The following is a 12039-nucleotide window of genomic DNA, read 5'->3' on the forward strand; positions in this document are numbered from 1 at the left end:
CCCTTCTATCTTCTTTATACTTTTTGGTTATTAAAATCCGGCATACTCATATAACTAGTCGCTAGTCCTTGCCGGGATGACGGGCCATTGTTAGCATGCTGGTAACAGTAGTTCAGGTGTGTGGGTATGTCAGCCAGAGTATGGATAGGGGTGCTGTGGTGGTGTTGCTGGCCGGTTTTGGCCCAACAGGCCAGCCTGCCTCAATTGCAGGAGCACTACCAAAGAGCTGGTCCTGATCAGCAACCCGCACTGCTGCTGCAATTGGCAGAAGTGGCTGTACGGCAAAATCCCGCATTGAGTCTGGAGTATGCTCAGCAATGGCGATCACTGACTCCGGACAGGCAAAGTAACCACTACGCCCGGTTGTTAATCAGCGAAATTACCGCTTATATGCTGCAGGGCCAGTATCAGATCGCCTACCAGTTAGGCCTGGAACTGGAACCTCTGGCCCGGCAGTCCAACGATCAGCGCCTGCTGTTTAATGCACTACGCCGTCAGGCAGATAATCTGAACCGGCTCGGACAAAGCGCCCAAGCGTTGCCAATTGCATTGCAAGCCATGCAGATTGCCACCGACTCGGCGCAAACGGTGCCACTGCAGATTATGCGTTATGATCTTGCCCATATTTACATCAACCTGTTTGCTTACCCGCAGGCACTTGAGATCGCCAGTGCCGGTCTGACTCAGGCCATGCAGGATCAAGACAGCGACAAAGAGGCCGGATTTCTGCACCTGCTCAGTGAAGCCAGCCGCCTCTATCAACAATACAGTGCCGCAGAAGATTTTGGCCGCCGGGCTTTGAGTGTCCGTCAAAGCCGCCAGGAGCCGGCGTTGCTGGCGCAGTATCACCTGAGCCTGGCCCGGACGCTGTTGGCCCAGCGGAACTGGGACGCGGCTCAGACCGAATTGGAGCAGGCCTGGGCTGCAGCCACCAAGGTACAAAATGCTCAGGAGCAGGCAGATGCGCTGCTCAGTCAGGCGGAACTGGATTTAATCCGTGGCCAGCCAGACGCAGCCAGACAACGTTTTGAACAAATCCGGCAGTTACTGGCTGCAGAAGAGTTCAGCAGCAATCTGAATATCCTGACAGTGCAGTACCTGAACCATCTGGTGAACTACGGTCAGCCCGCTCAGGCTGCCGCTCTCTATCAGCAAAAGTTGCAGCACTACCAGCCATCGGCCAACACCCAGCATGAAATTGATTACCTGCTGCTGAGTGTTGCAGTTCGGCAGCATCTGCAGCAGTACCAGCAGTCAGCCCAGCTCAGTCAGCGCCTGATGCAACTGCAACAGCGCCAGTTTGATGACAAACTGGCCAAACAGGCGCTGGTGATCAGCATGGAGCAACATAAAACGCTGCTGCAAAGGCAATTACAGGAAGCTCAGCAGGCAAAAACCCTGAATGAACTGGAATACCAGCACCGGCAACGCCTGACGTTGGCAGTTGCCACCGGCGTCTTACTGGCCTCTGCCCTGTTATTGTCGCTGCTGTATCACAAAAACCGCCGCAGCCAGCTTAAGTTGCGGCAGGAGCAACTGCTGGCTCAGCAGAAAATAGCCATTAAAAATGAATTTATCGCATCGCTTGGCCACGAAATCCGCAGTCCACTGCAAGGGATCCACCTGGTCATTGAGCAACTAAGTCAGGAACTGCGCACCCCGGCCGTGCAGCAAAAGCTACAACTGGTGATCCGGAGCCTGGGATCACTGGACAGTATCATCAGCAATATCCTGACCAGCAGCCGGCTGGAACATGGCGAGTATCAGCTGAATTTAAGGCCTGTTGCCCTGACAGCCCTGGCCCAACAACTCCAGGATTTGCTGAAACCTCTGGCAGAAAACAAAGGCCTGCAGCTGCATTGCCATATCGCTTCTGCAGTACCTGCCCTGGTGATGCTGGATGAGAATCTGCTGACCCAGTTGCTGACGAACCTGATCAGCAATGCCGTTAAATACACTGAACAGGGCGAAATAGAACTGAGGATTGAACTGCAACAACATCAGCTTTGGTTTAAGGTCCGCGATACCGGCGTGGGGCTGACCCAATTGCAAATCAGCCAGTTGCTGCGGGGGGAACGGCTGGAACAACAGCGACCTCTGCAGGCAGGCCCGGGTCTTGGTATAGTCCTGTGTCAAAAATTGCTGGCACAGGCAGATTCTGTACTGCATATTCATTCAGTTCCCGGCCATGGTACCGAAGCCAGTTTTGCTCTGGCGCTGACAGACGTCAGCCCCGGCCCTGAGCTGCCTGTACAGCTTCAGCACGAACTGGCTCTGGTCGTAGACGACGACCCGCTTTGCCGGGTCAGTCTGGTGCATCACCTGACAGAGCTTGGCTTTCGGGTGCAGCAAGCAGACAGTCTGACACAATTGCAGCAGATGCCGCTGACGGACTGGGGCTGGCTGTTTCTGGATGGCCACCTGAGCGATGGCAGTTCCAGCCAGGTATTGGACTGGTTACGTGCCCAGCACCGCTTGCCTGCGCAGTGCCGGGTGGTGCTGGTCAGTGGCAGTGCTGATGGACCCCTTGATCCGTCCGTCAGCACTCTGCTGCTCAAACCCTGGCGGCGTGAGCAATTGCAAGCAGTGGTCAGTCAGTTGGCGCGGGTTGAACCTTTGATGCCGCTGTACGACCTGGCCTATCTGCAACAAAATGTGGAGGCATTGACTGCAACACAGCGCCAGCAGCTGATGCAGCACCTGACGACGCAGTTCACCGCTCTGCAGCACGAGATACAGCAGGCCAGCCCTGATGCGAAACTGATGCACCGTATGATCGGGACTATGGGCCAGCTTGGCTTGTTACGGCTGGCTCAACTATGCCGGCTGGCCACCCAGAGTGGCCACAACCAGCCTCCAGACCCCTGGATGCTGGCACAACTCAGGCTTTGCCTGACACAAAGCCAGCAGATAGTCTGGCAGCAACTGGCTGGCGTTGATGACGGTTCAGTTCAGCGCTGATTCAGAGGCTCTTATTCACTATGACCGCAGTACAGACACAGGTATCACCATGATGAAATTTCTTCTGATCGTTTTGAGCTGCCTCAGTAGCACAGTCGCCCTGGCCAATCAGTGTTCGCTGCAACTGCAGCAGGATTTAACCGTCAGTCCGGCACAAATCAGCCTGCAACAGGGACAGCAGGAACTGTGGCGCATGGACACCAAAGGCCAGCTGTGGCAAAACGGCCAAAAAGTTACAGTGAGTTCAACAGACCAACTGGTGCTGAAACAATACCAGCAACAGCTGCGCAGTCAGGTTACGGCCTCCGCTGCACTGATGGATGACAGTCTGCAATTCGCCCGCGCTGTACTGGACCAGAACCTGCAGCAAAGCACAGGGCAAGGACTGGCTGATCACCCCCAACTGCAGACTGTTGTCAGGCAACTGGAACAACAACTGAACCAGCTGGTGGAACGCAAAGATTCGTCTATTTATATCTATGGCAGCCAGTTGGCTTCAGCCAACAGCAATCTGGCGCAGGAAGCAGAACAAAAAATCCAGCAGGCTATGCTGAAAATCAGCAGCCAGATGATGCTGACTCTGGGCCAGCAGGCACTGCAAGGGAACGGCACTGCAGCTGAAAAAATGCAACGCTTCAGCAATGGCATCGGACAATTTGGCTCCAGGCTCAAGGCCGATCTGAAATCGGCCAGCGGACCTCTGCAACAGCGGGGACAACAAATCTGCCAGCAGTTGCAGCAATTGGATCAGGTTGAAATGCAGCTGCAGCGGCAAATCCCACAACTGGCGGATCTGGACTTAATTGACAGTACCGCACCAGGCTTTAAAAGCAACCTCGAGGGCGTGTTATGATCCAGAGAATCTTACCAGGCAAAAGATACAGCGAAGCCGTGATTGCCCATGGCTTGATCTTCTGTTCCGGCATGGTGCCGGAGAATACCGGAGCTGACGCCACAGCTCAGACGCAGAATGTGCTGGCGCAGATCGATCAGTTACTGGCACAACAAGGTGTGAATAAAAACCATATTGTTGATGCAACCATTTATCTGGCGGACATGGCGGATTACAACGCCATGAACGAGGCCTGGGACGCCTGGGTTGCTGAAGGTCAGGCTCCGGCCCGCGCTACCGTCGAGGCCAGACTGGCCGATCCGCACTGGAAAGTCGAGATTAAAGTGGTAGCGGCACTCTGAGTGCTCTGCGACAACACAACTAGCCGTGGTTGCCGCTGTATGTGACTGGAAATAAATCCAGCAGCAGATCGTCCAGCAAAGGTTGCCAGTTGCGCCAGTCATGGCCTTGTTCAACCTTGACCCTGGTCAGCTGATGCCCCTGTTGCTGCAGCAGTTTCATCAGTGCAGTGTTCGCATTCAGATTGTCGTTACGGCTGCCAACCGAATAAAACAGCCGCATCCTCGGGCCTTGCCGCTTTTTGTATTCTTGCCTGAGCACTTTCAGATGCTGAGAATTGGCCGGCGACTGCAAGCCATACAAACCAAAGTATTCCGGCAGCATTAAACCAAAACACAAGGCGTTCGTCGCGCCGAACGACAATCCCATAATGCCGCGTTCTGCGCGGGACGGCTGAATGCCAAGCTGAGCTTCCACCTTGGGTATTAACTCGTCGCGATAAAAAGCTGCATAGCGGGTATTGCATAAATACTGCTGATTACGTCGGTCCATTGTCAGCTGATCGGGGTCCCTGCTGTCGACAAAAACCACATAAAGAGGAACAATTTGTCGCTTCAGAATCAGCTGATCCAACACAGCCATCATCTGGCCTTGCTGAAGATAAGCCGCGCCGTCTGAGACATAAAGAATATGCTGCACTGAATCACCGGCTGGTACCTCAGGCCGGTATAGCCAGTATTGCAGCGGATAGTGCAGGGTCTGACTGTCAATACGAAAAAGCTCAGCCCTGTCAGCTTGCGCTGCCAGGGCTGAGCTCCACAGCATGAGCCAAAGCCAGCTGCGTTTCATCAGATCTTGCAGGCACCGCCTGCACAATCATCACCACCATCCTGCAATTCTGCCAGTTCCGCCAGCTGCGCTTGCTGCTGCTTGTGCTGTTCCGCCAGCTGCGCTTGCTGCTGCTTGTGCTGTTCCGCGTTGGTTTTCTGTTCCGCGGCGTCAAAATCCAGGTGGTCTAAATCAAAATCAAAGTCACTCATTGTCCTTCCTCCACTGCTATGCATGGTCAGTGGAGTCACTTTAACGGACTTTCAAGTCAGACCCAAGGCTGTTTTTAGCCAAAAATACGTTGCAGTTCAGCCAGACGCTCTTCTTCAGACATGGCTTTGAGCTGCTGGATCACTGAGGGGGTCAGCTTACGAATTGAACCACGGCTGAACTCGCGGATTTGCTGTTCAGCAGAGCTCTCAGCGACCGGGCTTTTTGATGCGCTCAATAAGGCTTTACACTCTGCTTTGGCTGGCACAAAACCCAACTTATCGGCGTAAGCGCTCAACAATTGCTTGCTGGCATCCTGACGAACCAGAGTGCAGTACTCCTGGTTGCTGTACTGGTACTGTTGCTCAACAGTCACAGGTTTGGTTTGTACAGACATACTGAATAAAGCAGCAGTGAATAAAACAGACATGGTCGGCTCCTATGGGCAGTTCGTTTAACTGCGCGCATTTTGAGCAGATTATGTGACAGTCCAGTGACAGATAGCGGAGAAAAAACAGCACAGAAGCATTAGTTTAACTAATGCTTCTGTCATTCTGGCGAGTCGGTTAAATCACCAGCTTGCCTGCTTTCACCACTGCAGCCGGCTGTTCAAGCAATTTGATCTGTTGCAATGGGTCGGCCTTGATAGCGACAAAATCCGCAAAGGCGCCAACTTCAATCACCCCTACATTTTGCTGGCCCTGCTCATTTTTCCAGTTCAGCAAAGTGCCTGCGTTTAAGGTTGCCGCCTGGACCGCCTGCAGAGGTGTCATGCCCCATTGCACCATATAGGCAAACTGCCGGCCGTTCAGGCCATGCTGATAGACCCCGGCATCAGTGCCATACGCCATTTTCACGCCAGCTTTCACCGCCTTCTGGAAATTCTGCCGTTGGATCAGGCCAACTTTTTTCTCTTTTTCCAGTGACTCCGGCAAAATACCAGCCTTTTCGCCTTCGGATAAAATAAAGTCGCTGACATAAACGTCCATCACCAGGTAGGTGCCATGTCTTTTCGCCAGTGCGATCGCTTCATCATCAATAAAACTGCCATGTTCAATCGAATCCACGCCGGCCTGAATAGCACGTTTAATGCCCTGTAACCCGTGGGCATGCGCGGCGACAATACGGCCTCTGTCATGGGCCTCTTCCACCAGCGCCGTCATTTCCGCCAGATTGTACTGACTGGCATTGACGTCGGTATTTTTTGACAACACACCGCCAGTGGCCGTGAACTTGATCACATCCGCACCGTATTTGATATTTTCCCGCACTTTGGCGCGGATCTCATCCGGGCCGTTGGCGACCCCGCCACTGCTGGCCCGGTAAATATGCGGCAGCAGGTTGTTGTCACAGTGGCCACCGGTAATGCAGATAGTGCGGGCGGCCGTGCGCATCCGTGGTCCGGCGATTTCACCTTCATCAATAGCATCACGCAAAGCCACATCGGAGAAACCACCGGCGCCCAGATTACGCACTGTGGTAAAACCTGCTTTTAAGGTAGCTTCCGCTGCTTTGACGCCATAAATAGCTTCACGGGCCGGTGTTTCTGCCAAAGCCCGGTAACCGTGTTTATTGGGGTCCGAGGTCAGGTGTACATGCATGTCAATAAAGCCGGGCAGTACGTGGTAGGCCGACCAGTCCAGCACAGGCACACCAGCGGGCGCTTGGGCCGCCGGTACTATGGCACTGATGCGGCCCTGCTCAATCAACACGGCCTGATTGTCTTGGTATTTTCCGGTCCGAACGTCCAATAACTTCCCTGTCAGGATCACTTGCTCCACGGCAGTTGCCTGTCCTGCCAGCACCAACAACCCCGGGACTACCCACTTGATCATTCCGCTTTTCCTTGTTGTGCCGCCACTAATTCAGCCACCTGCTGCTCCAGTTGTTCCAGCTTGGCGCGGGTACGGGCCAGTACCTGGGTCTGCACATCAAATTCTTCGCGCGAGACAAAATCCAGCTGGCTGAGTTTTTGCTGCAAGGCCTGCTTTATTTTGCCTTCAATATCATCGGCCATTTCCCGGACTTTTGGCGGGATGCTGTTCCCAATCTGGCGGGCCATCTCTTCAATTTTCTTTGGATCTATCATGGTCGTTCTCCTTTGGTTGCCTTCATTCTACGACCAGAACTGCAGAACGCGAATGAAATCTGCCGCAAAAAAAAGATAGAATACCCAGCCCAGCGGAGGACCCAACCACAGTGAAGCTTAATCCCCAACAAAACGAAGCCGTAAAGTACATCAGTGGCCCTTGCCTGGTGCTGGCTGGCGCCGGTAGCGGCAAAACCCGGGTGATCACCAACAAGATTGCTTATCTGATTGAAGAATGTGGGCTGGCGGCCAAACATATAGCGGCGGTCACCTTTACCAACAAAGCGGCCCGGGAAATGAAAGAGCGGATCAGCCACCAATTGCCCCGCCCTTTGCTGCGCGGCCTGACGGTCTCCACCTTCCACACCCTGGGGCTGGATATTCTGAAAAAAGAATACAAGGCCATTGGCTACAAGGCCAACTTCACCCTGTTTGACGATCAGGACAGCATGGCACTGCTCAAAGAGCTGACTGAACAGGAACTCCAGGGGGACAAGGATCAGCTGAAACTGCTGATGGGGAAAATCTCCAACTGGAAAAACGATTTGTTATTGCCGGGCCAGGCGCTGGCTCAGGCACAAGACCCGCAAAGCATCAGTTTTGCCAATTATTACCAGCAGTATGCCCAGCAACTTCGTGCCTACAATGCACTGGATTTCGATGACCTGATTATGATGCCGACGCTGCTGTTTGCCGCCAACGAACAGGTCCGCCACAAGTGGCAACAAAAAATTCAGTACCTGCTGGTGGACGAATACCAGGACACCAATACCAGCCAGTACGAGTTAGTGAAATGGTTGGTCGGTGAGCGCCAACGTTTTACTGTGGTAGGGGACGACGACCAGTCGATTTATTCCTGGCGTGGTGCCAAACCACAGAATCTGGTGCTGCTCGGCAAAGACTTTCCAAACCTGAAAGTGATCAAGCTGGAGCAGAACTACCGCTCGGCAGAGCGTATTCTGAAATGTGCCAATATTTTGATCGCCAATAACCCACATGAATACGACAAGAAGCTGTTCAGTGAACTGGGTTATGGGGTGCCGTTGCGGGTCCTGCCGACCCGTAACGAAGAAGACGAAGCTGAAAAAGTCGTGGCCGAGATTATTTCGCACCGTTTTGTCAACCGCACCCAATACAAGGATTATGCCTTGTTGTATCGCGGCAACCACCAGGCCAGGGTCTTTGAAAAAGCCTTGATGACCAACCGTATCCCTTACAAAATTTCCGGCGGCACCTCGTTTTTTTCCCGCAGTGAAATTAAAGACATCATGGCGTACCTGCGGTTGCTGGTGAATCAGGACGATGACAATGCGTTGCTGAGGGTTGTGAATGTGCCGCGGCGGGAAATAGGCGCGGCGACGCTGGAAAAAGTCGGCAGTCTGGCCAATGAAAAGCACATCAGCCTGTTTGCGGCCTGCTTTGAACCTGAACTGGCGGAACGTCTGCCGGCCCGCAGCCTGACTGCTGTCACCAGTTTTGCCAATTGGATCAACCGGCTGGCTGATCAGGCGCAACGCAGCGATCCTAAGGAAGCGGTGCGGGATTTGATCCGGCAAAGCAATTATGAGGCCTGGCTGTTCGAAACCAGCGCCAGTGGCAAAGCCGCTGAAATGGCACTGAAAAACATCAATGAGCTGTACCGCTGGGTCAGTGAAATGCTGGACGGCAAAGACGATGAAGAACCACTGAGCTTAAGTGAAGTGGTGACCAAACTGACGCTGCGCGACATGATGGAACGGCAGGAACAGGAAGACGACGCCGACCAGGTGCAGCTGATGACCATGCACGCCTCCAAAGGCCTGGAATTTCCTTATGTGTTTATTGTGGGTATGGAAGAAGGCTTGTTACCGCACCAGAGCAGCATTGATCAAGACAATGTGGAAGAAGAGCGCCGGCTGGCCTATGTCGGCATTACCCGCGCACAACGCGAGTTAGTCTTCACTTATGCGCGCGAACGACGTCAGTACGGCGAAATCGTCAAACCTGAACCCAGTCGCTTTCTGGAAGAACTGCCAGCCGACGATTTGGAATGGGTGAAACCAGGGGTCGTGAAATCGGAGCAGGAACGGCAACAAACCGGCTTGGCTCACCTGAACAGATTACGCCAGTTGCTGAAAAAACCCTGACTCCTGCGCCGCCAGTTCAACCTGCTGGTCAGCAAAATAATAGCCGCCGGCCTGCGCCATCAGTTGTTGGATCTCAGCTTGTTCTGCAGTGCCTGCTATCAGCTTAAACTGACGGCTCTGTGCCAGTTGTTGCAGTACCTGCAGCAACTGACGGCGGCTTTCGCTGCGTGGCAGACTGCGGCTGAAGGCGGCATCCAGTACGACAAAATCAAAGGGATATTGCACCAATAAGCCCAGGGCCGCCACTTCCGCAGCAAACTGATCCAGCGACAGACGTACGCCCAAACGTTTCAGCTGATGCAGATTCGCCAGCTGTGTCGCAGACAAACGCAGTAAATCTGCTTCGGTAAAGCCCAATACCAATTGATGCAAAGGTAACAGGGACTGCTGCAACTCTAAGGTTAACTTATCCAGCAGTAAATGATTGCTCAACCAGGCTGAATTCAGGCTCAGGCATAACACAGCACCTTGCTCAATAGCGCCTGACTGCCGGGTCAGCTGTTGCAGCAGCATCAGTTCAATATCCGGCATCAAACCCGCCTGAGTGGCCTGACGGCTCAACTCCTGTTGTTGTTCAGCATCGGACTGCAGCCAATACAGACTGGCCTGATAACCCACCATTTGCGATTGATCCCCAGCCATCATAGGACGTAACTGCGGCCTGAACCTGCGTTGTTGTACAGCCTGTTGCAGGGCCTGTTCCTGCCCCAGTTCCTGCAGCATCTGTGCCCGCATGCTGTCATTGAAAATCACAAAGCGGTTGCGGCCAAAAGATTTCGCCTGGTACATGGCCGCATCGGCATCACGCAGCAACTCATCAGCATGCTGATACCAGTTCTGATAACAGGCAATGCCAATACTGGCACCGGAACACACCTGGTTGCCTTCCAGGTTCATTGGCTGGCGTACAGATTCAATTAAGCGCTCGGCCACTTCTTCGGCGTCTACTTCATGCTGGATCTTCCCCAGCAGAATCACAAACTCGTCCCCACCCAGCCGGGCCACCAAATCGTGCTCACGCACCGCCTGCTGCAAGCGACGACTGACTTCAATCAGGAACAAATCACCAATGTGATGGCCAAGTGTGTCGTTGATTAACTTAAAACGATCCAGGTCGATAAACAACAAGGCAAAGTTGGTGGCCGAATCACGGTTGCGGTACGAAAAGCGCTGCTTGAGCTGCATCAAAAACATCTGCCTGTTGGCCAGGCCTGTTAATGCATCATGATTGGCTTCAAAAAACAGTTGCTCTTCAGCTTTTTTGCGTTCTTCCACCTGCAGACGCAAAAACAAATTGGTCTGGCGCAGTTCACGGGTGCGTTCAAAAATACGCTTTTCTAAGTCTTCGTGGTGTTGCTTTTGCTGTTCAGTCGTCAGCTTACGGCTGATGGCCACCGCTATATGCTGCGACACAAATTTCAGCAACACCAGTTCCTGCTCACTGTAATGATGGCTGTTGTCATAGCATTGCAGCGCAATCACCCCCAGGATCTGGCTGCCAATCTGCAGCGGAGCTCCCAGCCAACTGGTACACATGGGTTGATAGCCTGGGCTGCTGACTTGCCGCTCTACTTCACCGGATTGCATCAGTTGCTGCAGCTGCGCTTGTGTGATTAACCGGGCTTCACCGCAACGAATGACATATTCGGTCAGGCCTCGCTGTAAAGGCCGCTGTTGCTGCGCCGGGCTGTACTGGTCCAGATAAAACGGGAAGTTCAATTGTTGCCCACTTTTGTCCAGCAAGGCGATATAGCAGTTCTCAGTCCGTAACAACCCACTGAGAATGCTGTGAACTTCCCGATAGAAGCTTGGCATATCCGAGCTGGCCGCGGTCAGTTCGGAAATTTTATACAACGCAGCCTGCAGCTGTTCCGCATGGCTGCGTTCACGAATTTCATGTTGCAGGGAGGCGTTGGTGTTCTGCAGTTGCGCCGTACGCTCACGCACTGTCTGCTCCAGCAATTCGCGGCTGCGCACCCGGTCAATGGCGGTGACTGTATGGATAGCAATATGGCTGATCAGCGCCCGATCATGTTCGTTATAGCCGGTATCTGCCTGATAGCTCTGAATCGCCATCACACCAATAACCCGCTCACCACGGCATAAAGGCACACCTAACCAATGCTTGGATGGTGAGCCCTGTGCCTGGACATGACCGGCTGCAACCAACCGTTCAAATTCAGTTTCATCACACAATAAGGCTTTGCCTTGCCGGGCGACGTACCCGGTCAGGCCTGTTGCAAAAGCTTCGGAAGGTGCATCTGGCAAGATCTGCTGATCTTTTTCATCCGCAAAGTATTCCAGCCGGAATTGGTTGTCCTGATCAATCAGCACCACATAAAAATTATCTGCACGTAACTGTTGGTTCAGTAGCTGATGAATAGCAGGATAAAACTCGCGCATTTCCTTAATACCAGACGCCAGCTCAGACAAGTGCAACAAAGCGCCCTGAATACTGTATGCCCGCTTATAGCCAGACAGCAGCATACGCATACGGCGTAACTGACTGTGCCAGACTGCAGGAATAACGGAGCTGAGCTTTGAGTCCTTCAAGGTGTTCTCTGTATTCTTATTATTAGTTGCGGCGAGTGCCAGGCGGCTGCCTCTATTATGCACAAAGTCTGAACAAATGGAACGTCTGATTTTTACACTGAACCGATCAGATGAAACAAAGTTGGGCCTTGCTCAGAATC

At 53.2% G+C, this 12039-nt stretch carries 10 protein-coding genes; 4 read left to right on the forward strand and 6 right to left on the reverse strand.

Annotated features, from left to right (window positions below; genetic code table 11):
• Positions 1-126: 126 nt before the first annotated feature.
• Genes WKJ03_RS08000 through WKJ03_RS08010 form a run of 3 tightly spaced genes read left to right on the forward strand, consistent with a single transcriptional unit; the run spans position 127 to position 4155 of the window.
• The gene (locus tag WKJ03_RS08000; protein WP_337841656.1) at positions 127-2961 is read left to right on the forward strand and encodes an ATP-binding protein; all 2835 of its coding nucleotides are present in this window, start codon (positions 127-129) and stop codon (positions 2959-2961) included.
• Positions 2962-3010: 49 nt separating this feature from the next.
• Positions 3011-3814, forward strand: a complete 804-nt coding sequence (locus WKJ03_RS08005; RefSeq protein ID WP_337841657.1) for a DUF2884 family protein — start codon at positions 3011-3013, stop codon at positions 3812-3814.
• Positions 3811-4155 carry a RidA family protein gene (locus tag WKJ03_RS08010; RefSeq protein ID WP_337841658.1) on the forward strand — a complete coding sequence of 115 codons (345 nt, stop codon included), beginning with the start codon at positions 3811-3813 and terminating at the stop codon, positions 4153-4155. Before WKJ03_RS08005 ends, WKJ03_RS08010 begins: the two co-directional genes overlap by 4 nt.
• Before the next feature lie 19 nt (positions 4156-4174).
• Here the strand turns inward: WKJ03_RS08010 and WKJ03_RS08015 are convergent, their stop codons facing one another.
• The 5 genes from WKJ03_RS08015 to WKJ03_RS08035 all read right to left on the reverse strand — a co-directional run bounded on the left by WKJ03_RS08015 (position 4175) and on the right by WKJ03_RS08035 (position 7220).
• Positions 4175-4942: an alpha/beta hydrolase-fold protein gene (locus WKJ03_RS08015; RefSeq protein ID WP_337841659.1), complete on the reverse strand. Its 768-nt coding sequence runs from the start codon at positions 4940-4942 to the stop codon at positions 4175-4177.
• Entirely contained in the window at positions 4942-5133 is a 192-nt protein-coding gene (locus WKJ03_RS08020) for a hypothetical protein (protein ID WP_337841660.1), read from the reverse strand. The genes WKJ03_RS08015 and WKJ03_RS08020 overlap by 1 nt, the downstream gene beginning before the upstream one ends.
• A 74-nt stretch (positions 5134-5207) precedes the next feature.
• A complete protein-coding gene (locus tag WKJ03_RS08025; RefSeq protein WP_337841661.1) occupies positions 5208-5561 on the reverse strand; it encodes a hypothetical protein in 354 nt (117 codons plus the stop codon).
• Between the two features lie 136 nt (positions 5562-5697).
• Positions 5698-6966, reverse strand: a complete 1269-nt coding sequence (locus WKJ03_RS08030; RefSeq protein ID WP_337841662.1) for an amidohydrolase family protein — start codon at positions 6964-6966, stop codon at positions 5698-5700.
• On the reverse strand, positions 6963-7220 hold the full coding sequence (locus tag WKJ03_RS08035) for an accessory factor UbiK family protein (protein WP_337841663.1): 258 nt from the start codon (positions 7218-7220) through the stop codon (positions 6963-6965). Before WKJ03_RS08035 ends, WKJ03_RS08030 begins: the two co-directional genes overlap by 4 nt.
• A 110-nt stretch (positions 7221-7330) precedes the next feature.
• On the opposite strand from WKJ03_RS08035, the gene rep reads away from it, so the two are divergent.
• Complete coding sequence (gene rep, locus WKJ03_RS08040) at positions 7331-9346, forward strand: DNA helicase Rep (protein ID WP_337841664.1); 2016 nt, start codon at positions 7331-7333, stop codon at positions 9344-9346.
• On the opposite strand, the gene WKJ03_RS08045 is transcribed toward rep, so the two are convergent.
• Positions 9320-11899, reverse strand: coding sequence for a diguanylate cyclase (locus tag WKJ03_RS08045; RefSeq protein WP_337841665.1), 2580 nt, complete (start codon positions 11897-11899; stop codon positions 9320-9322). The two genes, rep and WKJ03_RS08045, sit on opposite strands and share 27 nt — an antisense overlap.
• Positions 11900-12039: the final 140 nt, after the last annotated feature.

The sequence above is a fragment of the Rheinheimera sp. genome (assembly GCF_037442525.1).
GTDB lineage: Bacteria > Pseudomonadota > Gammaproteobacteria > Enterobacterales > Alteromonadaceae > Pararheinheimera.